Below are 24,826 nucleotides of genomic sequence, written 5' to 3' on the forward strand. Positions count from 1 at the left end.
AACCCAGTATTCGGGGTATCGGCTAACTGGTTGGATACCCCATTTTTTCTGCCCAGGGGCGAAGGATGGGCATAACCGGCTCCAGATGAGCGGCATATCGTACCCAACGCCCCTTAGCGCGGGTGTATAGTTCTTCGCCGATTTGTGAATAGCTTGCCGTTCGCACCCGGCCGCGTTGTTTCGCGGTTTCCGTGTGGGCGAGCATCCGGTCATTCCACTCGATGCCCAGCCAGTCGACCAGCGGGCGCAATTCTCCGCCGGTGTCATCGACCAGACGTTCGTATCGGATCGCCATGTGGTTGACGGGGAAGAGTTCGATGCTGCGTTCCCATGCGCGGAATACCGCATCATACGTAAGCGCGGATTCTTCAAGCGAAGTGAAGCTTCGCATCGCGAGATTCATCGTGAAGTTCGCCATGAAGCAGCTTAGCACCACGTCGTAAGGATGCCGTTCCGCAAGGATAAAGCGGGCGTCTGGAAACAGGCGGTGAATTGTCGGCACACGCTGCATGTTGAGTGGGTGCTTGTCCACCAGCCATCGTGTGTCGTCCCACCCGTAATGGCGGGCGGAATTGAAGTAGATTGCGCGCAGTTCGTCGAGCCGGTCCGCAGGCAGAGTGGCAAGATCGGCGCCTTCCATCTGCTTGATCGTATGGGCGACCATTGGCCGTTCTTCCAAGACGGAAAGTTCGGGCTGGCCCATCAGCATAGTATCGAGCAGCGTTGTGCCGGAACGGGGAAATCCGACCAGAAAAACCGGGTCGCGCATTCCATCGCCCGGCCGATAGGCTGCCCATCCTGCGGCCCAGTCGGCTGTCCATTCCGCCAGTTCGCTTTCGACCTGAGAGCGGAAACTCTCTTCCGTGAGGGGAGGGCTGTTTTCGACTGCCGCCCGATTCATTGCCTCGAATGCCGCAAAGGCAGTGTCGATGTCTCCCCGCCTGTCCGCAATCCCGCCGACAAGGTGATCGCGGCGCATTGGGTGAATGCTCTCAGGGATTTTTGCGGCAAACTCAGCCGCTTTGTCAAAATCACTTGCGCGTCGGGCTTGCCATGCGAACAGGAATGCTGCCTCGGGGGGCGCCTTGTCCTGATCGACCGATGCGGCCAGCGCGTCGAGATCGTCCACGCGGTTGAGGTTTTCGTAGATCATCCCGAGTTCGATGTGAGCGTCACTGAATTCGGGATGCAATTCGATGGCCCGCCGCAAGGTGGCAATCGCAGCGGGCATATCGTCGAGCTTCGCCTGTGCGACCCCCAGATCGACGAGAATGCCGATATCGTCGGGTGCCACTTTCAGGGCATCGGTCAGGACTTTGCAATGCGCCTCTGTCCGGTCTGCCTTTCGTAAGGCTTCGGCCAGATTGGTATAGATCGCCAGATCGGCGGGCGCGAGTGTGATAGCCTGTTCGAAGGCCTCGATGGCACCGTCGTAATCCCCGGTTTCCGACAGGGTGTTGCCAAGGTTGTTCCAACTCGACAGATCGTTAGGGTTGCTGGCCACCGCACGGCGATAACAGGCGATGGCTTCGTCTGTCGCTCCCGCGTTCTGTTTGAGATAACCCTCAATGCGGGCCATGCCGGGTTCCTGACGCCCGCTGACGAGCGCCAGCGCCTCTCGCTCTCTGCCCACGCTGATCAGTGCATTGGCGAGGTTTGCTCTGCTGGCATGATCGGCGGGGTTGCGCTCGATCAGTTCCTGCAGGAAAGGGACGGCACGATCCGGTTCTTGCAACCGGAGCGCGGCAAGGCTGGCGATGGCCAGAAACGGCGCGCGATCGGCCGCGCCCGATATGCCGGCTTCTGCCAGCGACAGGGCGGTCCGTGGATCGTCGGACCGCAGAGCCTGCATCGCGGCGAGGATTTCTTGCGGAGGGGCGGTGATCGTTGCTTTGTTCATAGCCTCAGGTCTGTTTCGGGCGGGCAATGTCAAACGCGACGGTTAACCGTTCGCCTTCGGTAAATGGTCGCGTACCATGCCACATCGTTGATGGGAACAGGACCAGTCTGCCGACCTTCGGCTCCACAACCTGGCGCGGGGGCAGCGATGGCAACAGATCATGTTCCGTGCCCAGCGTCAGCCACCCTGCCTTATGGCCCTGATCTGCCAGATCGGGCAGCGCGACGTACAATGCAGAGCTTATCCAGCCCTGACTGTGGACGTGATCGCGATGAAAACCGCTGCCGGATAATCGCACGGACCACGATCCGGCAATGCGCTGCGGCTCACGCACTGCGATGGCGGTCGGGTGATTGTCCGTGGCGGGGGGCAAACCGTCCACATATTCTGCGACCGCTGCGCGCAAAACCTTGCGGAGTTCGTTGATCGGCTCCTCATCGCGAAGCAACAGATTGCCGTCGGTTTGCGTTCCGCCATGCACCGATTGATCCAACGGGGCCGCGCTGGCGAAATGCAAAGAGCGCAAGTGTTCGGCCAGCTTTGGCAGGTTGGGCAGCTTGTCCGCCAGCTCGATCACTTTGACCAGTGCCGGATCTCCTTCCAGCCACTTTGCTTTCGGATCGTCGGTCAGTCGCCATGCCAAGGCGAGGTACGGCAGCAGAATTCGGTCTGTGTCCAGATGCAGCAGTGGCTCTGCAAGCGCGCGAACGTCGTCGCCGCGCTCGTTGCGTAGCATCCAGCGTGCGTGCAGACTGGCATCGTTTGGCGTAGTAGGGGAAGGCAGGCGCGCGAATAGTGTTTCGGCCGCGCTTTTCTGCCCGGCCTCGGATGTCGCGTGCGCTTCGAGCAGGGATATCCACCCCCGCTCTCCGATTGTTTGCCGTGCCTGTTTAAGCGCGTCGAGCGCGCCAATCGGGTCCGGCGTTTCGAGTAAGAGCGAAACCCGCAGATGGTGAAGAGGCTCAGCGCCGGGATGCGAGATCAAGGATCGGTCGAGCGCCTCCGTAGCCGGTAAGCCGAGCTGGCCGCGAAGGTGGGCGAGGGCGCGATGACCCTCCAGCCACCCGGGATTGTTGCCAAGAATAGCAGAAAGCCCCTCCATCGCATCCTGAGCGCGGCCTTCAGCGATCAGCGCGGCAGCATGGCCTTGCAAGACTTCGCCGTTTTGCGGGGCAAGGCGGATGGCGGTTTCGAACAAGGCCACTGCCGGTTTGCCCGCTTCCATCGCGGTGCGGGCGAGCGAGTGTGCGATAAGCGGGTCGGCGGAGGCATATTTGGCCGCTTTTTGGAATGCCTTGTACGCCAGCCGGCTTTCGCCTGCATTACGCGCCGCGATCCCCACCAACTGATGCATCCGCGCATCGCGCGAATGGCGGCGCGCAGCCTCACGCGCGCAGGGCAGCAACAGTTCGGGATAATCGTTTCGGATGAGGTCGAGCCCGGCGGAGAACGCGTTCGCCGCATCGTCGATGGGAAACGCGGAAACGATCCGGGTGGCTGCGGTGCGGTCCATCTGGAATCAATACAAACAAGTGCCGCAAATGAAAATGGCGGACCCGAAGGCCCGCCATCTTCTGTTTCGTTGTGTGTGAACGACTTAGAAGTCCAGCGTCACACCTGCGTAGAGGTAACGACCGATTGCGTCGTAGGTCTGTGCATAGACGTTGCCGTTACAGGTACCAGCCGGGCAAGCCTGGCTGCCGGTGACCGGCGGTGCCTTGTCGAACACGTTGTTCGCGCCGAAGCGGAACTTGTAGTGATCGCCCACATCCCAGGTCAGCGCCAGATCGAAGTAATCGACCGACGGGAACGCGGCCACACCCGGACGCGCAACACCACCCGGAGCCGGGCCGTTGCTGCTGGTGTTGCTCAGGTTGGTGTTCGACGACAGCGCATCCAGAGTCACGCCGTCGAAGTGGCGCCAGCGAACCGACATGCCCACGCCCGACGGGAGGTCGAAGCCGAAGCGAGCCTGGTGACGCCATTTCGGCGTCGGTGTGCCGCAGACGTTACCGTACAGACCGACGCAGCTGTAGGTCTGGTCCGCGTTCGGGATATCAACTCCGGTGTCAACCACATAACCCTTGCTGCCGTTGAGGTACGTACCAACGAACGAAGCACTGAACCGGCCGCCGAGAACATCAGCAGTGTAGTTCGCCGCGACGTCGATGCCCGAGGTCGAAATTCCTCCGATGTTCTGCGACAGGTTACTTACGTATCCTTGCGAGGTACGCCACAGCGAACCTGACGGGTCGCGGTTAATCAGCCCGCAGAAGAACGGATCGGCTGTCTCAGTACAAACGTTGACGATCGTATCAGCGCCGATGCCACTGATCGCTTCCTTCACACTGATGTCGAAGTAATCAATGCTAGCGCTGAAGCCGGGCAGGAAGCTCGGCTGAAGCACAACACCAACGGTGTAGGTATCGGCCTTTTCAGGTTCCAGCGACGTGTTACCGCCGATCAGGCCGTTGTACTGACCTGCCGGGTTCGCGGCCACGACCTGACCAACGGTCAAACCCTGTGCCAGACAGCCGGTGTCGGCCGCCGTGATCGCGAAGCCCGCGCACGGATCGGTCGTGCCGTCGAGAACGACGCGTTGCGGTGCGAACAGATCCTGAATTGTCGGTGCGCGAACGGCCCGGTTGTAACCACCGCGGAAGCGGATGTCACGGATCGGTGCGAACTCACCTTCGATCTTGTAAGTATCGGTCTGATTGCCGGTGTTATAGTCCGAATAACGGTAACCGGCAGTGATCTGCAGGTCATAAATCCAGCTATCCTGAACCAGCGGAATGCGGACTTCGGTGAAGACTTCCTTCACATCGAACGAACCTTCGACCGGCAGAGTTGCTGCACCCTGACCAGAGAGATCGCCGGTCTGGAATGCCGTGTCCGAATAGAACTCCAGCTTTTCCTTGCGGTATTCGGCACCGATTACGAGGCCGATGCCTTCGTTCGCCCACGGCGATTTGATGCCGTATTCGCCGAGTGCGCCGCTGAAGTAACCCGAAGCCACCTGTTCGGTGTTGATGCCGCGCTGGAATCCGGGCGTCGACAGATAAGCAATCGATGCGGCGGACGGGGCGGTTACGCCCGGGTTGAAAATATCCCAGGGAACGCAGTTCGGATCGGTGCCGTCGAGCGTCGAGCGACAGACCGGAGTGACGCCATCGGGACCAAGCACAACGTCGAGTGCACGGTTGAGGCGCGTGACCGAGAAGTCGTTGGTGTAGGTTTCAGCGAAGTTGGTGCGGCCGTACTGGTAGTAAATGTCGTAAGACCATGCCGAACCCAGATCGCCACGTGTACCCAGCACAGCGCGGTAGCTGGTGTGCTGGAGATCGTCACGACGCGCGCCGCCTTCAACGTTACGACGCAGAATCTGTGCGAAACCACGTTGGTACGTGGCGCCAGTTGCCTGATCGATAAAGTTGAACGGGGTGGTGCCCAGCGGCGGTTCGCCGATATCGCGATCGATGCGAGCCTGATTTTCCACTGCGGCGTTGCCGACCACGAAGAACGCATCGCCCGGATATGGGCTGACCAGCAGGTTTTCGTTGGCGCAAACAACCGATTTCTGCGCCGGGCTGAGGAGCGGGTTGTCGCAGTTAAGCGACAGGGTGTTTCCGAAGTTACCCGACGGAGCGATCTGGGCGACCGTGCGGTCGTCCATGAACATGAACTCCATGTAGGGGTGCAGCGCTTCCGAAATTTCGTAGTCCGCGAACACACCGGCGGTGTAGCGTTCGTCAGGACGCTGGAAGTAGTTCAGCGGTGCGTAGTTGTACGGCGTCGCACCGGGAAGGATCGTGCGATTGGCACCGAACTGATAGGTCAGTGAGGTGAAGTCGCTGGTCCGCGGATCGGTGCTGCTGTAAGCGTAAAGCGTGCCAGTTGGCGAAGTGCCTGAGCCACCGCAGGTGTACTTGTTCGCGCCGCCTTCCACAGCTGCTGCTGTGCTCGCTGACAGGGCGCAGGCCGAATAATCGCGGTTGGCCTGAAGCACAGGGTTGATCTTGCGATAACCGAAGTAGCCCATGATGTGGCCACGACCATCGTCGAAGCTGGTGCCGAATGCCGCCGTGGCATCGAACGATGCACCGTCGGTGTTCATCCCGGTCGGATAACCGAAGCCGCGAGCGTCCAGAGCGTTGGTGATCGACGGATCGTTGCGGCTCTTGTGGTTGTAGATCGACGACTGAACGTCGAGCTTGAAGCCTTCGAAATCGGTGTCGATGATGAAGTTCACAACGCCTGCAACCGCGTCCGCACCGTAAACCGACGAAGCGCCGCCGGTCAGAACGTCGACCCGCTTCAGCATGGCGGCGGGGATCACGTTGATGTCGGCAGCCGACGTGGTCGGATCGCCGGGAACGAGGCGGCGGCCGTTCAGCAGAACCAGCGTACGTTCATCGCCAAGGCCGCGAAGGTCGAGCGTCGCCGTACCCGAGGCACCGTTCGAAATGTTGGAGCCCTGCGATGCGAAAACCTGCGGCAGCGCGTTGACGAGATCTTCCACGCGCGTCGTACCCGTCTGGGTAACTTCCGCGGCGCCGATCACGGTAACCGGGCTGGCCGATTCGAGGTTAGGCTGCTTGATGCGGGTACCGGTGACGATGATCGCCCCGGCGGTTTCGGTTGCGTCTGCACCGGCAGCAGGCGAAACGCCGACGGATTGATCGTCGGTCGCATCCTGAGCCATCGCCGGCGTCGCCAGCATGGCGAGGCTGACAGCCAGCGGTGCAACGCCAGCTTTAAGGATGGTAGAATCCCTCATGAAATTTAGTCCCCTTGGTAAGGCCGTTATAGTCGGCCGTTTACAAGTCGTATTCGGGAAGTGAGCGCAATTGCACACTTTCCACTGACTAAAGATTGCGTCAGCTGCGTCCGCCTCGCAACACGAAACGCGCTGTTTTCAGGTTTCTAGTGACTCATGTGTCTTCGTTGCAACATGGATGTAACGCTGTTGTACCAGTGCGATGAGTCCTCTTGAATGGGCAGGTCGGCAGGGTGCGGGCGTTGGTGCTTGACCTTAACGTAAACCCCACTTACCCAACACCAAACAGTTTCAAGAGAGGACCAGTCATTATGGCCACTGCCTATATCGTCGATGCCGTTCGCACGGCCGGGGGGCGCCGGGGTGGGCGGCTGGCGGGGGTTCACCCGGTCGATCTGGCGGCGGCCTCGCTCGATGCGGTGGTTGAGCGGACCGGGATGGACCCGGCCAAAGTCGACGATGTCATCATGGGTTGCGTCACGCAGGCGGGCGAGCAGGCGATGCAGGTGGGGCGCAACGCCGTGCTGGCCAGCAAGCTGTTGCCCGAAGCGACCCCGGCGGTAACCATCGACCGCCAGTGCGGATCGAGCCAGCAGGCGATCCAGTTCGCGGCGCAGGCAGTGATGAGCGGTACGCAGGATGCGGTGATCGCCGCCGGGATCGAAAGCATGAGCCGGGTGCCGATGGGCTCCAGCGCCAGCTTCCATATGAAAGAGGGCATGGGCCACTACAAATCGCCGGGTCTGGAAGAAAAGTATCCCGGTATCATGTGGTCGCAGTTCATGGGCGCGGAAATGATCGCGCAGAAACACGGCCTGTCGAAAGACGATTGCGACCGGTTCGCGCTGGCCAGCCACAAGAAAGCTGTCGCCGCCACCGAAGCAGGCGCGTTCGAGCGTGAGATCGTGCCGATCCGCATCGAAACGCCCGAGGGCGAAGCGCTGCATACCGTCGATGAAGGCATCCGTTTCGATGCCACGCTGGAGAGCATCGCCGGGGTCAAGCTGTTGCAGGAAGGCGGCGTTCTGACCGCCGCCAGCGCCAGCCAGATTTGCGATGGTTCGAGTGCGGCGCTGATCGTATCCGAACAGGCACTGAAGGATTATGGTCTCACACCGCGAGCGCGCATCCACACGCTGACGGTGACAGCAGGCGATCCGGTGATCATGCTGGAAGAACCGTTGTTCGCCACCGACAAGGCGCTGGCCCGCGCCGGGCTGAAGATCGACGATATCGATCTGTACGAAGTCAACGAGGCGTTCGCGACCGTGCCGCTGGCATGGCTTAAGCACACCGGCGCCGACCCGGAGAAGCTCAACGTCAACGGCGGCGCGATTGCATTGGGGCATCCGCTGGGCGCCAGCGGGACCAAGCTGATGAGCACGCTGCTCAACGCGCTTCACGCACGGGGCAAGAAATATGGCTTGCAGACCATGTGCGAAGGTGGCGGTGTTGCGAACGTAACCATTATCGAAGCGGTGTAATCGGCGCTCGCCCCGCGACCGCGCGCGTCGGTTTTCGAGCCGGGCGAATGCGGTTCGAAGGTGCGCGCACCGAAGACATCGGACCAATGTGTGAATTTCAGTCTTAGGAGAGAACTATGGAAATTGGTGCCAATACTCCCGCAGTCGTCACTGGCGGCGCATCGGGTCTGGGCGAAGCCACTGCCCGCGCGCTTGCCGCCAAAGGTGTGAAAGTCGCGATCTTCGACTTGCAGGAAGACAAGGGCAAGAAAGTCGCTGAGGAAATCGGCGGCGTATTCTGCGAAGTGAACGTGACCGACGATGCCAGCGTTGACGCAGGCTTTGCCAAAGCGCGTGAAGCGCATGGGCAGGAACGTATTCTGGTCAACTGCGCGGGCACCGGCAACGCGATCAAGACCGCGAGCCGCGACCGCAACACGGGCGAAATCAAGCAATTTCCGCTCGATGCGTTCAACTTCATCATTCAGATCAATCTGGTCGGCACTTTCCGTTGCATTGCCAAGTCGGCGGCCGGGATGATGTCGGTCGATCCGCTGGACGAAGACGGTTCGCGCGGGGCCATCGTCAACACCGCCTCGGTCGCTGGTGAAGACGGCCAGATCGGTCAGGCAGCGTACTCGGCGTCGAAGGGCGGGGTAATCGGCATGACCCTGCCGATCGCGCGCGACCTGATGAACGAAGGCATTCGCGTGAACACGATCCTGCCGGGCATTTTCAACACCCCGCTGATGAATGCCGCACCGCCGCAGGTGAAGGAAGCGCTGGCCGCCAGCGTTCCGTTCCCCAAGCGGCTCGGCAACCCCGAAGAATATGCCAAGCTGGCGCTGTGCATGATCGAAAACGGATACTTCAACGGCGAAGACGTGCGCCTCGACGGCGCGATCCGCATGGCTCCGCGTTGATGCAGGTTTCCTACTGGCGAGGCAGGGGATAACCTGCCCGCCATGACCATTCAGAGCGCCCCGTTCCGCCTGCCATTTCCGGCACGGAACGGGGCGCTTTCTTTTTTGCGCCAGGACAGTGGCCCATGTGGTCCATGTCTCAGCCAAGATATTGAAAAGAGAGGGCCATGAAAGACTACACCCAGATCAAGCTCGACATCGCGGACGGCATCGCCACGATCACGCTTCATCGCCCGGAAAAGATGAATGCGTTTACCCGCACGATGATGGCGGAGATGATCGATGCGCTCGACATAACCGACGCCGACGACAGCGTGCGGGCAGTGATCGTGACCGGCAGCGGGGAGAAGGCGTTTTGCGCCGGGGCCGACCTGACGCCGGAAGGGGGCGGCCACGTGTTCTCCGATCCCAATCCGGTTGAAGACTTGTCGGATGAACGGGTGCGCGATGGTGGCGGGCGGCTGACTCTGCGCCTGTTCAATTCGCAGAAACCGCTGATCGGCGCATGTAACGGTGTCGCGGTGGGTGTCGGTGCGACGATGCAGTTGCCGTTCGATATCCGGCTGGCGAGCGACAATGCCCGGTTCGGGTTCGTGTTTGCCCGGCGCGGCATCACGCCGGAAGCCTGTTCGAGCTGGTTCCTCCCCCGGCTGGTCGGGATGCAGACCGCGCTGGAATGGTGCATGACCGGGCGCATCTTCGGCGCGAAGGAAGCGCTGGCCGCAGGGCTGGTGCGATCGGTTCACCCGCAGGGCGAGCTGATTGGCGCGGCGCGGGCACTGGCGCGCGAGATTGCCGACAATACCTCTGCCGTATCGGTGGCGATGACGCGGGCGATGCTGTGGCGGCTTTCCGCTCTGGACCATCCGATGATGGCGCACCGGATCGACAGCCGCGCAATCTATCGCCTCAGCCGCAGCGACGATGCGAAGGAAGGTGTGGCCAGTTTCCTCGCAAAGCGCAGTCCGGTCTATCCCGACACCGTCAGCGGTCAGATGCCGGACTTCTACCCGTGGTGGGAAGAACCGGATTTCGAATAGGACACATCGCGAATGGACGCCTGGCATATCGGAGTGATCGGCGGATCGGGCCTGCACGACGGGCTCGATCTGGAGGACGCGCAAGAGATTACTGTCTCTTCTTCGTTCGGTGAACCGTCCGGCCCGGTTACCACTGGCAAGCTGGGCGGGGTGCGCTTCACGTTCCTTGCCCGGCATGGCGCAGGGCACCGCCTCTCCCCCTCCTCTGTGAATTACCGGGCCAATATCGATGTGTTGAAACGATGCGGGGTTACCGATGTCGTCTCGCTATCGGCCATCGGTTCGTTGCGCGAAGAGCTGGCGCCGGGGCATTTCGTGGCAGTCGACCAGTTTATCGATCGCACCGAGGGGCGTGATCGCAGCTTCTTCGGGGCCGGCATGGTGGCGCATGTCTCGCTGGCCGACCCGGTGTGCGCCCGGCTGTCCGCACTGGCAGGCGATGCGGCGCAGGCGGCGGGGGCAGAGGTCCATCGTGGCGGGTGCTATATCGCGATTGAAGGGCCGCAGTTCTCCACTCGCGCCGAAAGCCGCCTTTACCGCTAGTGGGGCGCCGATGTGATCGGCATGACTGCCATGCCCGAAGCGCGGCTGGCACGCGAAGCGGAACTGCCATACGCCGTGCTGGGCATGGTGACCGATTACGATGCCTGGCGGGACGAAGCGGCTGGAGTCGAAGCGGCCGATGTGTTCGCCACGATGAAAGCCAATGCAGCCACTGCGCGCGCGACGATGGTGGCGCTTGCAGGCCTGCTGCCGGAAGACCGCGCGCCGGTGCCTGCCGATACGGCATTGAACGGAGCGCTGGCGACAGCCCCGGATGCCCGCGAATGGAAGATTATTACGCAGCTCGACGCAATAGCTAAACGTGTATTGCGCTGAACGCCCACTTGCCAAGCGCGTTGGTTTCCCTAGTAACGAAAATCATGGGAGAATCTGAAGCAACCAATACCCGCCTGACGGATTTTCTGCCGTACCTTCTGTCGGTGTCATCCAACGCGGTCAGCACGCGTGTGGCGGAAGTGTATCGCGCGCGTTTCGGTCTGCGTATCGCTGAATGGCGGGTGATGGCCGTGCTGGGCGATGCAGGCGACATGACTCAGCGCGAACTGACTTCGGCCACTTTGATGGACAAGGTCGCCGTCAACCGCGCATGCCGCGAACTGGAAGATCGCGATCTTGTCGCGCGTCGTGCCAACGCCGCCGATGGCAGATCGCACCATCTGGCGCTGACCGATGCCGGGCGCGAAATGCACGGGCGGATCATGCCGCTGGCGCTGGAGATGGAAGCGAAGCTGTTCGCCAGCTTCACCGATGCGGAACAGGAAAGCTTCCGCCATCTGCTTGCCCGCGTGCGCGAAGCGGCGGGCGAACTCGATCCCGATACGATGCCTGACACGATGGAAGATCCCACCTGACTGGTCCGCGTCCGCACTGCTGATCCCCCAGTCGGGGCCGACGCGAGGCCAGCCCCGACAATTGGGTGATTACTGGGCGTTGTTCGCGGCGAAGGCATCACCGATCGAACAGGCCGCCGGGCCAAGAATGACGATGAACAGCACCGGCAGGATGAACAAAATCAGCGGCACAGTCATGATCGCAGGCAGACGCGCTGCTTTCTCCTCGGCGCGCATCATCCGTTCGTTGCGGAATTCCGCCGACAGAACACGCAGAGCCGACGCCAGCGGCGTGCCGTATCGTTCGGTCTGCACCATTGTCGTCACCACGCCTTTGACCGCTTCGAGGTTCACGCGATAGGCAAGGTTGTTGAACGCCTGCTTGCGTTCGTTGAGGAATGACAGTTCGATGGCGGTCAGGGCAAATTCGTCACCCAGTTCGGGATAAGCGCGGCCCAGTTCCTTGGCGACACGGTTGAACGCCGCATCGACCGTCAGACCGGCCTCTGCGCAGATCACCAGCAGGTCGAGCGCATCGGGCAACCCCTTGCGGATCGCGTCGGTGCGCTTGGTCGCCTTGTTCTGCAGGAACAGTTCGGGCAGCTTGTATCCCAGGCCCACTGCAGCGGTCAGCGCCAGCAGACGTTTCATGCTGCCCCATTCGGGGAACATGCTGGAAACGTAGAACACCAGAAATGCAAGCACGCCCAGCGTGATGGGAATGACCATGCGCGCGAAAATCACGAACACAGCCAGTTCCTTGTTGCGGTATCCGGCCCATGCCAGCTTCTGCTGGATCACTTCGATCTGGCTTTGCTGGAGCACTTTCATGCTCGACAGCGTTTCCTTGACCTTCTCGGTCTGGTTGGTCTTGCGGACGAGGCTCTGCCGTTTGCGGGCGTTCGCGGTAACTATGCCCGATTTCAGCTCGTCGCGCCGCTCGTTGAGAGCCTTCACGCGCTTCGCCATCGGGTCTTTGACTGTGACTGCAGCATAAATCGCGAGCATCACCATCATGGCGGCAACCCCCGCAAGGATTGTGCCAACGAACATGACATCGATGCCGAGAAGGGTCGGACCGGGTGCGTTGTTGATCATTACCGCGTCCTCAGATCTCGAAGCTGACCATCTTGGCCATGATGAACACCCCGATCGACATCCAGACCAGCCCGCCAAGGCCAGCCACGATCAGGCGATCTTCGGTGAAAAAGCCGCCGACATATTCCGGGTTGATCCACCAGATCATAACGAAAACCAGGAACGGCAGAGCACCCACGATATAAGCCGAGGCCTTCGATTCAGAGCTCATCGCCCGGATCTTCAGCTTCATCTGCGCCCGTTTCCGCAACACGTCGGCAAGGTTCGACAGCGTTTCCGCCAGATTGCCCCCGGTCTCGCGTTGAATCGCTAGAGTGATGCAGAAGAAATTGAATTCAGGGATGCCCAGCCTGTCGGCTGTTTCCTGAAGCGATTCCTCCATCGTGCGGCCGATGCGAATACGTTCCACGATGCCCTTGAATTCGATGCCGACAGGGCCGGGCACTTCCTGCGCGACGACTGTCAGCGTTTCGGTGACCGGCAGGCCGGATCGCAAGCCGCGAACCAACAGTTCGATCGCATCGGGAAACTTGGAGTTAAACGCATTGGTCCGTCGTTTGATGAGGAAGTTCACCACCAGATGCGGGATACCGGCACCGATGCACATACCGATAGCCAGCGACAACATCAGCGCACCGGTTCGCAGATACATGATAACGGCAAATGCAAGGGCGATGCCCAGCGATGCATAGAGATACTGCGAAATGGTCCATTTCTTGCCGGTCCGGTCGAGCCTTACTGCAAGTGCTTCGATCTTCGATCCGGATCCGGCGACCTTGTGCATCTTGGGCTTACGCGCAGCGATGGCCTTCTTAAGCTGCGATTCGACCTTTGCGTCCGTACTTTCCGAATGACGGTAGCGGACGGCTTCCAAACGGCGCGTACCTTCTTTCGCCGGGGAGGGCCCGGAGAACGCGGCATAGGCAAGCCCAAGGGTTGCCATCAGGCCGACTGCCAACATCAGAAGCTGCACTACATTCATCGGTATTCTCGCTTATTGCCGCCCGATTGTGTTCGCCGGGCCCGCGGCGCAACGGACAGGGCCGGTGCGCCGCAATGCCTCATGCGTCGACCTTTGCCGGTTTCGCTTTCTTCGCCAGCAACCCTTTGAGATCGAGGCTGCCGAGCAGCGACTTTTTGGAGGCGCCAGTTCCCTCTGCGGCCTCTGTATCGCCGCTGCCGATCACGCGTTCCGCCAACTGCCGGATTGCTGCTGTGGCCTTGCTGCCACGATTGGCTTCGACAAAAGTCTGTCCCAGTTTCGCGGCGTTCGCGGCGGCCTTGCTGTCGAAAGGGATCATAAAGTCGATCGGGCATTCGATAGAGGCTTCGAAATCGGCCTTGCTGATTTCGGCCATGCCCGGCTGCACTTTGTTGGTCACGATCAGTGGCTGCGCGTGGGCGGCGTTGGTCTTCAGCCAGCTCAGAATGCGGATCGCATCGCGCGCGCTTGCCAGCGTCAGCTCGGTCGCCAGAACCACGACATTTACGTCTGCCAGCAAGTGCGGGAAGTTGATCAGCATGTTCCGCGGCAGATCGATGACTGTCATTTCGAATGCCTGGCGGAATTCCTCCTCCAGCTGAAGAAATGCACTGCCATCGGTCATCAGCGGGGCGTTGATCGGTGCTTCCGCCGAAAGAATCGCGAGATTGTCGTTTGCACGGATCATTGCGCGTTCGATGAACAGCCCGTCGATCCGGCTGGGGTTGTCGATCGCATCGGTCAGTCCGCGACCCGGTTCGAGATCGAGTGCCAGTGCGCCGGTCCCGAAGTGCACGTCGAGATCGAGCAGTGCGGTTGGCAGTTTGTGATCCGTCGAAAACAGCCATGCCAGCGATGTTGCCAGCGTCGATGATCCGACCCCGCCACGCGTCCCGACGACTGCGGTGGAAATATGCCGCTTGGCCGCATCCCCGTCAGTTGTCTTCGGTGCCGAGAAGACGGCCTGTGCCTGTGTCAGCGAATCCCGAAGCTGCCCGGCGGAAAGCGGTTTGAGCAGGTAATCGTGGATCCCGCTGGACAGCAGATCGCGGTAGAGGCGGACATCGTTGACCTGACCGACCGCGATCACCACCGTCCCCGGCTCGCACACTTCGGCAAGGGCGTTGATATCGTTCAGCGGATCGCCGCTTTCGGACAGATCGACCATCAGAATGTTGGGGCTGGCCGAAACCGAGAGCGACTGGACGGCGTTGCGCAAGCCACCTTTGGCGCACTTTTCCGGCTGCCAGCCCATTTCGATCACGACCGGGCGCAATGAATCGAGCGCGGTATCGTCGCAGAGGAAAGCGGCAAAAGGATCGCGCCCGCCTGCGTTGGGTTTCCAAGGTGCGTTCATGTCAGTTGCTCCCTCCGCCGCTACCGCCTGTGCCACTCGATTTGAGGTCGCCTGCGCCGGTCGGCGCCTTCTTGCGATAGGTGTCGATTGCCTTATTCGAGCTCATAATGGTCGTGTCGCCCGTGCCGGCCTGACCGCTGATCAGGTCTTCCGGGTTGGCGACCATCGCGGCGAGATTGCTGTTGGTCGCACAGCCATAATTGGGTGACGTGGCGTTATTGTAGTTCGCGTCGCTCTTGGCAGACCAGTCCGGGCAGCCGGGAACGTGTGCGGTGGAACGGGTGATCACCACCCGTGCGGTGCCCATCGGCACAGCGCCGGTCGTGACCGGTGCACCATTGCTCAGCAGGATGCCGTGGCGTGCGGCAAGCTGCCCGATGGCATCGCGCGTGGCCCCGTTGGTCTGGGGATCGTCGATCGACACGCGATCGCCATAGCGCAGGTCCATCGCATCGAACCAACCGGCAAGACGCTGCTGTTCGGGGATCGAGAGGCCATCGTATCCTGTCGCGACATCGAATGTGAAATTCGTCCGCTCAACCACCGGCTGTTTCGTTGAATAGAGCGAGCGATTCTGCGGCATGCCACCGCAGGCAGCGAGCGAAAGGCCCAGAGTGAGGGCGACAGCACCGGCAAGTTTGCGGTTTAGGGTGTTGGTCATCGGTCTCACCTTTTCCTTAGAAGCTGAAGCCAGGCTTCACATCGCCGGCATTGGCGGTGCGCTGCTTGTCGCGCTTGCTCTTCTTGCGGTTGTTCTTCGCTTGCTTGCCGCGTGCCTGATCCTGTTCGGCGGCACGCAACGATGGCAGCATCGCTTCCAGTTGCGAGATTTCCGCGTCAGGTGTCTGCCCGCCGCCGTTGCCGAGCGTGGGGCCCGGCCGCTGACCGGCGGCGCCGGATTTGCCTGCGTTGTCCTGCATTCCGAAGTAGCGTTGCAGTTCGTTGGCGGATTGATATCCATCGGTCGGCAGCTTGATTTCGTTGCCGTTCACCGGATTGACGAGATAGGGGGTGACGATAATCACCAGCTCTGTCTCGCCGTTACGGAACGAGGTCGAACGGAACAGATTGCCGAGGATCGGCACATCGCCCAGACCCGGCGCCTTTTCGATAGAATTCTGCGCGTTGGTGCTCATCAGACCAGCGATCATGAAGCTTTGGCCCGAACCCAGTTCGATAGTGGTTTCAGCGCGGCGCACAGTCAGCGCAGGGATCTGGAAACCACCGAGCGACACTGCGCCCTGGCTCGACAGTTCCGACACTTCCGGCCGGACCCGCAAGGATATGCGGCCGTTGGCCAGAACCGTCGGTGTATAAGCAAGGCTGACGCCGTATTTGCGGTATTCAACCGAGGTCGAACCCAGTCCCTGACTGATCGGGATGGGGAATTCGCCGCCGGCGAGGAAGTCCGCCGTCTCACCTGACAGTGCCGTCAGGTTTGGCTGCGACAGCGTGGTGACCAGACCGACACGCTCTGCCAGATCGAGCGCGCCGATGATGTCGAGACCGAACAGGCGCCCTGCGGCCCCCAGCGTCGATCCGCCGCTGATCGGCTTAATCGATGATCCTTCGACAGTAATCGTCTTGGTCGGATCCAGCGGATCGGGAATGATCGTTTTGACCGATTGCCCCATTCCCAGTGTCTGACCGGGGCCGACATACTGATTGGGGGAGAAGCCTTCACGTCCGCGACCGATACCGAACTGGAAACCGTCGGTGCTGTCGATGGTCTTCAGGTTTACCCCCAGTTCACGCACCAGCGAGCGGCTGACTTCCGCGAATTTGACCTGCAGGTTGACCTGCAGCGGCGTGGCGGTTTTCAGACGGCTGATGACATTGGCTTTATCGCCGACGAATGCCTGCACCAGTCGTTCGGCCTCCGCTGCATCTTCGGGTGCAGCGACCGTACCGGTCAGCAGAAATGTTTCCGTCCCCATCGTGGCAACCGAAATCTTGGCCTCTGGCATGGCCAGCGCCAGCATCTGATCGACGCTGTCGATGTTCGATCCGACCCGCACATCGGCAGACCAGATCACATCGCCCGCCTTGTTGCTGGCATATACGGTTGTGACACCGCCGGATTTGCCGAACAGGTAAAGCTGACGGGCCGACTTTATCTGCACGTCCGCAATGCTGTCGTTCGCGACAAATACATCGGACATAGTGCCCGGAATATTGATCAGTTCCCCCCGTCCGATCGACAGGTTGATGCTGCGGCTGGGCGATACAGTGCTCTGTGCCTCGGCAGGTGCGGCGGGCAGGCCCACCAGCGGGAGCGCGGCCGCACCGGCAATCAGCAGAGAAGAAATAAGGCGGCGTTTCATAGCTTTGCCCCTCGTGTGAAATCCGAAACCCGGAATGGAATGCGTGGCGTTCATCGTGCAGTCCTTATGGATAGGCGCCCAGCGTGCCGGCGACTGCCTGCCCGCCGTTGCCCATGGCTTCGGCCTGAGTATCGATTACCTGACCGGTGCTGCGCGAGATCGTCACGCTCGAAGTGTTCTTGCCGCGAGTAACCCGGACTGACGGTCCCGACGGGCGTTGCACCACGGTAGTTGTTGTACCGTTCCCGTTCTGCACCATCATCTGGCTCGGATCGGGCTTTGCGGCGGGCATCGTGCGGCGCTGGAAGCGCGACACGTCACCGCCGGTCTGATAAGTCGACGGGCCATCGCTGGGCGAGCTGGCTGCTTTCGCCAGCAGACGTTCTTCTTCCTGCGGCGTGGCGTTGTCCGGAATTTTGACTTTGCCCGACGCGATTGCCGAGTCGAGTTCAGACTGATTGTCCGCGATCGAGCGCAGAGACAGGCTGATCGTGCCGATGGTCTGCGCGACGGCGACTTTTTCCGCGATCTTGGGCGTTACCTCCAGCGTGACGGTGCGAAACCCTTTGACCTGTGTTTTCCCATCGACAGTGTCTTGCGTGGTCGACTGGTCGGTGGCCAGCACGCGCAGGTTACGCAAAATGGTTTCCGATGCTTTCAGACTGCTGCCTTCACCGTCCCCCTTGACGGTCTGTGTCAGAACCAGATCGACCCGGTCGCCGGGGAAGACAAAACCTGCCACACCCGTGTTGTCGGAAACCGGCACGGTCACAGCGCGCATGCCCGGACCAAGTGCCGCAGCCAGGAAGCCACGGTCGCCGGGTTTTACCAGCGAGCCTTGCGTTACCGGTTCACCAGCGGTGATCGGGAAGCGCACGACAGTGCCGAGCAGTTTGGAAACGTCGGATTCGCCATCGATGAAATAGGCATCTTTGACGAGTTCCTTCGGCCATTGCTGGAAACCGATGGCGTCAGCAGTGATGATCGTGCCCGTGGGCAGCACGCGCTGCGCGACGAGAACCTTCGGCCCGGTGGGTGTCTGGGCGGCGGCTTCTGCCTTGGGTGCAGGTGCCCCCGCGAGCATGCTGCGCGCCATCAAAGCGGTCGCAATCGCGATCACCAGAGCGCCAACGAGCAAAACCAGCTTCTTACTGTCCATGGCTATTATAGCCCCCTCATGACCAACGCCCTGAAAAGTGGGCGGGTATATTTTCGATCATTAAGACTCGAATGGTTAAAATCAGGTTCAGCTTGCCAGGGCAGATTGAGCGACTGGCAGATAGTGAGCGCTCAATACCCACAGGCCCGCTGCGGAAATCGCGACACCATATGGAATGGCCAGCCGTTCCCGCTGACGACGAGCGATATGCCAGGCACCCATGACCAGCGTGAGCACTCCGCCGAGCAGTGCCATCATGATAAGCAGGTTGAGGAACCACGTCGGTTCGATCCACAATGCCAGCGCGGTCAGCAGTTTGACATCGCCGCCCCCCATCCATTTCAGTGCAAACAGCACTGAAAGAACGGCAAATGTGGCAATGGCGATGCCAATCTGCGTGGCGACTTCGGGCCATAATGTCAGACCGCTGGCCCACCAGAATAGTGGCGCGCCCAGCGCGATCGTGGCGTTCAGCCAGTTGCCGATTTTGCGGCTGCGCCAATCGGTGAACGCAGCAATCAGCAGCGCGATTGCCAATGCTGCCAGCAGTCCGTAGTGAATGTATTCCGTAAGCATCGAAGCCCCCAAGGTTCCCCGTCGAGGGTCGTTGCTACAGGCGAGTGCTTACCAAATAGTAACCAAGATCGGAGGGATGCGATTAGCCAGTTCGATAAAGCACGATCGGGCCACTCCGGTGCCGGTAAAGCGTTCGATCGCCGCGCGATCCCGGCGGACGCGAAGGAAAGCGTGTGGCATACTGCCGATGGCCACGCGGTTCGGCGGATCGACTGGGCGCAACCCGGCACAGGCGATGCCCCTCCGCGCGGTTCCATCCTGTTCATGCCGGGGCGGGGCGACTTTTACGAAAAGTACCTCGAAACGCTGGCTCACTGGCATGACATGGGCTGGCACGTCACTGCTTCGGACTGGCGCGGGCAGGCGGGTTCCGGTCGGTTAGGCAAAGATCCGGTCACTGGCCATATCGATGATTTCGGCACATGGATTGCTGATCTTGGGGTGCTGTGGGATCGCTGGTGTGCGGAAACGCCGGGGCCGCATGTGCTGGCCGGGCATTCGATGGGCGGGCATCTGGTACTGCGCGCGGTGGCGGACAAGCGTGTATCGCCCGATGGGCTGGTGTTGTCGGCACCGATGCTGGGTTTCATCGGGCCGTTGCCAGTGGCTGTGATGCATGTCGCGGCCCGCCTGATGAAATCGCTGGGCGATGCGCGGCGGCCTGCCTGGAAATGGAGCGAGAAACCCGGCGAAGTTCCGCAAGGGCGCGAACTGCTGCTGACTCACGACCACGAACGCTATGCCGATGAGATATGGTGGCGCGAACAGCGGCCCGAACTGGTGATGGGGCCGGGCAGCTGGGGCTGGGTCGAGCGGGGCTATGCGTCGATGCGGCGGCTTTATGCGCCGGGTGTGCTCGAAAGCGTGACCACCCCGACCATCGTCGTCGCGACGACTGCGGACAAGCTGGTTGACTTCACTGCCATCGAAGATGCCGCGACACGCATGCCGCATTGTCGCCTGGTCGTGTTCGGGGACGAAGCGAGCCATGAACTCTTGCGCGAAGCAGACCCCGTGCGCGACAGGGCGCTCGACGCAATCGACTCATTTCTCGACGGAATCGCAGCAGAGCAGTGAACGAAGACATCTACCATATCGCAGTGGTCGGGGCAGGGATGGCCGGGGCCAGCATCGCGGCGGAGCTGGCGCAACTCGGCGGCGGGTCGATTGTGATGCTGGAGGCGGAGGATCGCCCCGGCTATCACACCACGGGCCGTTCGGCGGCATTCTGGGAAGAATGCTATGGCGGGCCCGAAATCGTGCCACTCACTCTGCCATCGGGCACATGGCTACGTGAACACGGGTTTCTGACGCCGCGCGGTGCGCTCTATATTGGCAGAGCGGAAGACAGCGGGGCGATGGATGCATTCGTGGCGCGCTTTGCCGACAGCGGCGTTTCTATCGAGCGGCTCGACCGTGTGGGCATCGAGCGGCGCCTGCCCGGTTTGCGCCCCGAATGGTGCATGGCTTTGTGGGAAGAAGCATGCGCCGATATCGACGTGGCGGGGGTGCATCAGCATTACCTCGCCGCAGCCCGACAAGGCGGAGTGGAGCAGCGCAACCGTGCCCGCGTATCGCAAGCAGAGCGGATCAGCGGCCTGTGGAACATTACCACCGAACATGGCGATACATTGCGCGCGCGCATTCTGGTGAACGCTGCCGGGGCGTGGGCGGATAATGTGGCCCGGATGGCCGGTGCCTCCGCATTGGGTATCCAGCCATTGCGGCGCACTGTGGTACAGCTTCGCACAGAGCCGCTTCCGTCGGTCGATCTGCCGCTGGTGCTCGACATTTCCGGCCAGTTCTATTTCAAGCCCGAAAGCGGGCGCTTGTGGCTGAGCCCGCATGACGAAGAACCGTCGCCGCCGTGCGATGCCGCCCCGGAAGAGCTGGCGGTGGCGCAGGCAATTGACCGGTTCGAACACGTGGTCGACTGGCGTGTGCTGGGGGTGGATCGCAAATGGGCGGGCTTACGCAGTTTTGCCCCCGATCGCGCCCCGGTCTATGGCTTCGATCCCGAAACGCCGGGCTTTTTCTGGTTCGCGGGGCAGGGGGGATTTGGCATCCAGACGGCACCGGCAGCGGCCCGGTTGGGCGCGCAACTGTTGCTGGGCGCTGAGCGCGATGAGCTGACTCACGCGATCGATGCGGCGTTATACGATCCGGCGCGGTTCGTACTGGACTCTCGTTAACCAGAGGCTAGGCTGCCGATTGAACTTAACCTGTAAAGGAGGTGGCCAGATGGCGCATCATTTTAAGATCAAGAAGAATAAGGCTGGCGAATTCGTAGCTTACTTCATGTACAATGCCGAGCCGATTTTCTGGACCGAGGGCTACAGTTCCAAGGCGAATGCCAAGAACGCCATCGAATCGATCAAGAAAAACGGCCCGGATGCAGAAACTGTAGATGAAAGCTGACTAGCGCTCTCTCCCACTGAAGAGGGAGAGAGGTGGTCGGGCAGCTAGCTGCCTCGCCACCATTGCGAGTTGAGCGGCGTGTATTGCCTCGCTGCCGCAAGCTCTCGCTTTTTCAACCCTCTCCCCCGTTTGTGGGAGAGGGTTTTTTATTCGCCTGCCGCGACCTGTTCCGCCGCGATAACAGCCAGTTGATCCACGCGTTCGTTTTCGGGGTGGCCCGAATGCCCGCGGATCCAGTTCCATTCGATCTGGTGGGGTTTGGTCGCGGCAATCAGTTCGTGCCACAAATCCTTGTTACGGACGGGTTGTTTGCTGGCATTGATCCAGCCGCGTTTCTGCCAGCCGTCGACCCATTTGGTGATCCCGTCGATCACATATTTGCTGTCGGAATAAAGTGAAATCTCGCACGGTTCGATCAACGCTTCCAGCGCGCGGATCACGGCGGTCATTTCCATGCGGTTGTTGGTCGTATCGGCCTCTCCGCCCGACAGTTCCTTCTCATGACGCCCCATTCGCAGCAAAGCGCCCCAGCCGCCGGGGCCGGGATTGCCTTTGCACGCGCCATCGGTGAATATTTCAACGTGTTTCATAGTCGGTTCGGCGTGGCTCAATCTACGGCCGGATGGAAGGGGCTATCGCCCGCTTCGGCGTAGAAGTGGAGCCGACGAACGTAATCCATCGGGTCTTTGCGCGTCACCAGCGCATCATCCGGCGTTTCCAGCCAGTCTTCCGCCCGACTGGCGACGAAGCGCAGACACGCCCCTTGCGCCAGTACCGGCAAGCTCCGCCGCTCCACCGGGTCGAGAGGGCGAACCGACTCATATCCGGCAAGCAAGGCGTGCCCGATGGCCGGATCGAACCGGCCACCACTTTTATCGAAGCTCCACGCCGCGTGCGTGACTGCAACGTCGTAAGCCATCGCATCGGTGCAGGCGAAATAGAAATCGATCATCCCGGTTACGTTGTTGCCACGCATCAGCACGTTATCCGGGAACAGATCGGTATGGCACACCGCCTGTGGCAAGCCCTGCGGCCAGGCAGCGCAAAGTCGCGCGGCATGGTCGATCATCTCGGGCAATGCAGGATCGACTGTCGCCAGCGCATTGCCGCCGCAATGTTGCAGCACACGCAGGCTTTCCCCGATGTCGAGTGTGTTGGGGCGTTCCATTGGAAAATCGTGCGCGGCACGGTGCATTTCAGCCAGCGCGGCCCCCACGGCCCGTGCCTGTGCGGGTGTGGGCCGATCCACCGATACGCCCGGCAGGAATTCGATCAGCGCCACCGCCTTGCCATCGATCAGCTGATAGGCATCGCCGTCGCGACAGTGAATTGTGCGCGGCACAGGCGCGCCGTGGGCTGACAGATGATCGAGCAGGCCGAGGAAGAAAGGCAGATCGTCCAGTTCGATCCGCCGTTCGTACATCGTCAGAATGAAGCGTGCGCCCGTACCGTCGGCTCCGGTCGTTTCGATCAGCCAGTTGGAGTTCGAGACACCTTCCGCGATACCTTTCGCGGACACGAGTTCGCCCACATTGTAAGTAGCGATCAGAGAGGCGAGATCTTCCGCGCCCAGATGGGTGTAAACAGCCATAACAGTCTTGCCCGGTCAGTCGACGAGCTGGCGGGGCAGCTTGAAAACCATCTTTTCTTCGGCGGAAACGAGGGTGTGTTCTTCCACTTCGCGCCATTCGGCCAGCCGGTCGACCACTTCGCGTACCAGCGTTTCAGGTGCCGATGCGCCCGCTGTCAGGCCAACTGTGCCCACTCCATCGAGCCATTCGGGCCGGATCTCGCTCGCTCGCTGGATCAGGTGGGCATCGGTTCCGCATCGCTTCGCCACTTCGACCAGCCGCAGCGAATTGGATGAATTGGGTGCACCGATCACCAGAACCAGATCGCTGCCCGGTGCGATCTGTTTGACCGCGGCCTGCCGATTGGATGTGGCGTAGCAGATATCTTCCGCCTTCGGCCCAACGATATGCGGATAGCGTTCCTTCAGCGCCGCCACCACTTTCGCCGTATCGTCGACCGACAGCGTGGTCTGCGTCAGAAACGCAAGCGCCATATCCTGCGGGAACGGCAGGTCTGCCACGTCTTCTACCGTTTCGACCAGCGTGATCGAACCATCGGGAACCTGACCCATCGTGCCGATTACTTCCGGGTGACCCTCATGGCCGATAAACACGATATGGCGGCCGGATTCGATCTGGCGTTCGGCCTGGCGGTGCACTTTGCTGACCAGAGGGCAAGTCGCGTCGAGCCATTCGAGCCCCCGCCGGGTTGCTTCCAAGGGGACGGCCTTGGGCACGCCGTGGGCACTGAACACTACTGGCGCGTCGTCCGGCACTTCGTCCAGTTCTTCGACGAAGATCGCCCCTTTCGCTTTCAGGGCATCGACAACAAATCTGTTGTGGACGATTTCGTGGCGGACATAGACCGGTGCGCCATAACGATCGATCGTCCGCTCGACGATCTCAATCGCCCGATCCACCCCGGCGCAGAAGCCGCGCGGCGCGGCAATCAGCACGGTCAGCGGCTGGCGCATTTGATCGGCGGGCGGATTTTGCAATGGCGCGTTCATCCTCTGGCCCCTAGCGCTTCGGCGTATGCGCCGCTAGGGCGTGTTACGACAGATTGAATTGGGAACGTAACAGACATGATCGCTCGCTATCGCCTCCTGACCATTCTCATGATGGGGGCCGCGCTCGCCGGCTGCAAGCGCGGAGGGGACCTCGTGTTGTCCGACGGTGTCGGGATCACGGCCATCCGCACCCCATGCCCGGCAGTGGGCGTGCCTGATTACACAGGCGATATCACGACTTTCCGTAGCGCAGGCGCGCAAACCGCGAACAATATCGATGTCAGCGCTGCGATCACCGATGTCCGGTCCACCTGCGACGAAGCGACCGCGGGCGAGAAGATTTATTCCAATGCCACGTTTCAGGTAGTCGCCAGCCGCACCGATACGCGTGGCGCGCGGCAAGTGACTTTGCCGTTCTTCTCTGTCGTGACTCGCGGCGGCAATTCGGTCGTCAGCAAGCGAGTCGGGGAAGTGACGCTCAATTTTGCCGATGGACAGGCGCGCACGCAGGCGACAGCGCAGGCCGGGGCCTTTGTCGATCGTGCAGCCGCAACGTTGCCTGATGAAATTCGCAAGGAAATCGTCAAGCCGCGTAAGGCGGGCGATCCCGATGCCGCCGTCGATCCGCTGTCGACCCCTTCGGTGAAGGCGGCAGTCGAACGGGCGACGTTCGAATTGCTGGTCGGTTTCCAGCTCACGCCGGAACAGCTCGCATACAACGTGCGCCGCTGATCGACTGAAAATTCAGGTCTGCGACTATCCCTTTTGCGTAAGGACAAGGGGATAGGGCGGCGGCGGTTTTGCTGGGTCGGGCAAGGCGAACCTTGCTCT

General features: G+C 61.1%; 21 protein-coding genes and 1 pseudogene. 9 read left to right on the top strand and 13 right to left on the bottom strand.

Going from position 1 to position 24,826, the window contains the following annotated elements; translation table 11 throughout:
* Nucleotides 1–22: 22 nt before the first annotated feature.
* The 3 genes from D6858_RS09020 to D6858_RS09030 all read right to left on the bottom strand — a co-directional run bounded on the left by D6858_RS09020 (nucleotide 23) and on the right by D6858_RS09030 (nucleotide 6,680).
* Entirely contained in the window at nucleotides 23–1,900 is a 1,878-nt protein-coding gene (locus D6858_RS09020; protein WP_120109179.1) for a tetratricopeptide repeat-containing sulfotransferase family protein, read from the bottom strand.
* Nucleotides 1,901–1,904: 4 nt separating this feature from the next.
* Complete coding sequence (locus D6858_RS09025; RefSeq protein WP_120109181.1) at nucleotides 1,905–3,413, bottom strand: putative 2OG-Fe(II) oxygenase; 1,509 nt, start codon at nucleotides 3,411–3,413, stop codon at nucleotides 1,905–1,907.
* Between the two features lie 84 nt (nucleotides 3,414–3,497).
* Nucleotides 3,498–6,680, bottom strand: coding sequence for a TonB-dependent receptor domain-containing protein (locus tag D6858_RS09030; RefSeq protein WP_120109183.1), 3,183 nt, complete (start codon nucleotides 6,678–6,680; stop codon nucleotides 3,498–3,500).
* 311 nt (nucleotides 6,681–6,991) lie between these two features.
* On the opposite strand from D6858_RS09030, the gene D6858_RS09035 reads away from it, so the two are divergent.
* The 5 genes and pseudogenes from D6858_RS09035 (at nucleotide 6,992) to D6858_RS09055 (ending at nucleotide 11,521) form a co-directional block, all read left to right on the top strand.
* A complete protein-coding gene (locus D6858_RS09035; RefSeq protein ID WP_120109185.1) occupies nucleotides 6,992–8,164 on the top strand; it encodes an acetyl-CoA C-acetyltransferase in 1,173 nt (390 codons plus the stop codon).
* Between the two features lie 116 nt (nucleotides 8,165–8,280).
* Nucleotides 8,281–9,066 carry an SDR family NAD(P)-dependent oxidoreductase gene (locus D6858_RS09040; protein ID WP_120109187.1) on the top strand — a complete coding sequence of 262 codons (786 nt, stop codon included), beginning with the start codon at nucleotides 8,281–8,283 and terminating at the stop codon, nucleotides 9,064–9,066.
* Nucleotides 9,067–9,233: 167 nt separating this feature from the next.
* The gene (locus D6858_RS09045; protein ID WP_120109189.1) at nucleotides 9,234–10,106 is read left to right on the top strand and encodes a crotonase/enoyl-CoA hydratase family protein; all 873 of its coding nucleotides are present in this window, start codon (nucleotides 9,234–9,236) and stop codon (nucleotides 10,104–10,106) included.
* Nucleotides 10,107–10,118: 12 nt separating this feature from the next.
* Nucleotides 10,119–10,985 (top strand): annotated as a pseudogene (locus tag D6858_RS09050) (phosphorylase family protein).
* Nucleotides 10,986–11,029: 44 nt separating this feature from the next.
* On the top strand, nucleotides 11,030–11,521 hold the full coding sequence (locus tag D6858_RS09055; RefSeq protein WP_120109191.1) for a MarR family winged helix-turn-helix transcriptional regulator: 492 nt from the start codon (nucleotides 11,030–11,032) through the stop codon (nucleotides 11,519–11,521).
* 69 nt (nucleotides 11,522–11,590) lie between these two features.
* Here D6858_RS09055 and D6858_RS09060 read toward each other — a convergent pair whose 3' ends face one another.
* The 7 genes from D6858_RS09060 to D6858_RS09090 form a co-directional block, all read right to left on the bottom strand.
* Entirely contained in the window at nucleotides 11,591–12,598 is a 1,008-nt protein-coding gene (locus tag D6858_RS09060; protein ID WP_120109193.1) for a type II secretion system F family protein, read from the bottom strand.
* A gap of 10 nt (nucleotides 12,599–12,608) precedes the next feature.
* On the bottom strand, nucleotides 12,609–13,580 hold the full coding sequence (locus D6858_RS09065) for a type II secretion system F family protein (RefSeq protein WP_120109195.1): 972 nt from the start codon (nucleotides 13,578–13,580) through the stop codon (nucleotides 12,609–12,611).
* A 79-nt stretch (nucleotides 13,581–13,659) separates the two neighbouring features.
* Nucleotides 13,660–14,937, bottom strand: coding sequence for a pilus assembly protein CpaE (locus D6858_RS09070; RefSeq protein WP_120109197.1), 1,278 nt, complete (start codon nucleotides 14,935–14,937; stop codon nucleotides 13,660–13,662).
* Nucleotide 14,938: 1 nt separating this feature from the next.
* Nucleotides 14,939–15,598, bottom strand: a complete 660-nt coding sequence (locus tag D6858_RS09075; RefSeq protein WP_120109199.1) for a CpaD family pilus assembly protein — start codon at nucleotides 15,596–15,598, stop codon at nucleotides 14,939–14,941.
* Between the two features lie 16 nt (nucleotides 15,599–15,614).
* On the bottom strand, nucleotides 15,615–17,261 hold the full coding sequence (locus D6858_RS09080; protein WP_120109201.1) for a type II and III secretion system protein family protein: 1,647 nt from the start codon (nucleotides 17,259–17,261) through the stop codon (nucleotides 15,615–15,617).
* Nucleotides 17,262–17,325: 64 nt separating this feature from the next.
* Nucleotides 17,326–18,420: a Flp pilus assembly protein CpaB gene (cpaB, locus tag D6858_RS09085; protein WP_120109203.1), complete on the bottom strand. Its 1,095-nt coding sequence runs from the start codon at nucleotides 18,418–18,420 to the stop codon at nucleotides 17,326–17,328.
* Between the two features lie 87 nt (nucleotides 18,421–18,507).
* A complete protein-coding gene (locus D6858_RS09090; protein ID WP_120109205.1) occupies nucleotides 18,508–18,996 on the bottom strand; it encodes an A24 family peptidase in 489 nt (162 codons plus the stop codon).
* A 171-nt stretch (nucleotides 18,997–19,167) separates the two neighbouring features.
* Here D6858_RS09090 and D6858_RS09095 point away from each other — a divergent pair, with 171 nt between their 5' ends.
* The 3 genes from D6858_RS09095 to D6858_RS09105 are packed head-to-tail and all read left to right on the top strand — an operon-like array spanning nucleotide 19,168 to nucleotide 21,414.
* Nucleotides 19,168–20,073 carry an alpha/beta fold hydrolase gene (locus D6858_RS09095; RefSeq protein ID WP_240623779.1) on the top strand — a complete coding sequence of 302 codons (906 nt, stop codon included), beginning with the start codon at nucleotides 19,168–19,170 and terminating at the stop codon, nucleotides 20,071–20,073.
* Entirely contained in the window at nucleotides 20,070–21,188 is a 1,119-nt protein-coding gene (locus tag D6858_RS09100; RefSeq protein WP_120109207.1) for an NAD(P)/FAD-dependent oxidoreductase, read from the top strand. The genes D6858_RS09095 and D6858_RS09100 overlap by 4 nt, the downstream gene beginning before the upstream one ends.
* 49 nt (nucleotides 21,189–21,237) lie before the next feature.
* Nucleotides 21,238–21,414, top strand: a complete 177-nt coding sequence (locus D6858_RS09105) for a YegP family protein (RefSeq protein ID WP_102153455.1) — start codon at nucleotides 21,238–21,240, stop codon at nucleotides 21,412–21,414.
* Between the two features lie 146 nt (nucleotides 21,415–21,560).
* On the opposite strand, the gene rnhA is transcribed toward D6858_RS09105, so the two are convergent.
* Genes rnhA through ispH form a run of 3 tightly spaced genes read right to left on the bottom strand, consistent with a single transcriptional unit; the run spans nucleotide 21,561 to nucleotide 23,995 of the window.
* A complete protein-coding gene (gene rnhA / locus D6858_RS09110; protein WP_120109209.1) occupies nucleotides 21,561–22,004 on the bottom strand; it encodes a ribonuclease HI in 444 nt (147 codons plus the stop codon).
* Nucleotides 22,005–22,021: 17 nt separating this feature from the next.
* A complete protein-coding gene (locus tag D6858_RS09115) occupies nucleotides 22,022–23,005 on the bottom strand; it encodes a homoserine kinase (RefSeq protein WP_120109211.1) in 984 nt (327 codons plus the stop codon).
* 15 nt (nucleotides 23,006–23,020) lie between these two features.
* The gene (ispH, locus tag D6858_RS09120) at nucleotides 23,021–23,995 is read right to left on the bottom strand and encodes a 4-hydroxy-3-methylbut-2-enyl diphosphate reductase (RefSeq protein WP_120109213.1); all 975 of its coding nucleotides are present in this window, start codon (nucleotides 23,993–23,995) and stop codon (nucleotides 23,021–23,023) included.
* Between the two features lie 75 nt (nucleotides 23,996–24,070).
* Here ispH and D6858_RS09125 point away from each other — a divergent pair, with 75 nt between their 5' ends.
* A complete protein-coding gene (locus D6858_RS09125; protein ID WP_120109215.1) occupies nucleotides 24,071–24,727 on the top strand; it encodes a hypothetical protein in 657 nt (218 codons plus the stop codon).
* The last annotated feature ends 99 nt before the right edge of the window (nucleotides 24,728–24,826 follow it).

Origin of the sequence: Tsuneonella suprasediminis (assembly GCF_003605755.1) — a bacterium.
GTDB lineage: Bacteria > Pseudomonadota > Alphaproteobacteria > Sphingomonadales > Sphingomonadaceae > Tsuneonella > Tsuneonella suprasediminis.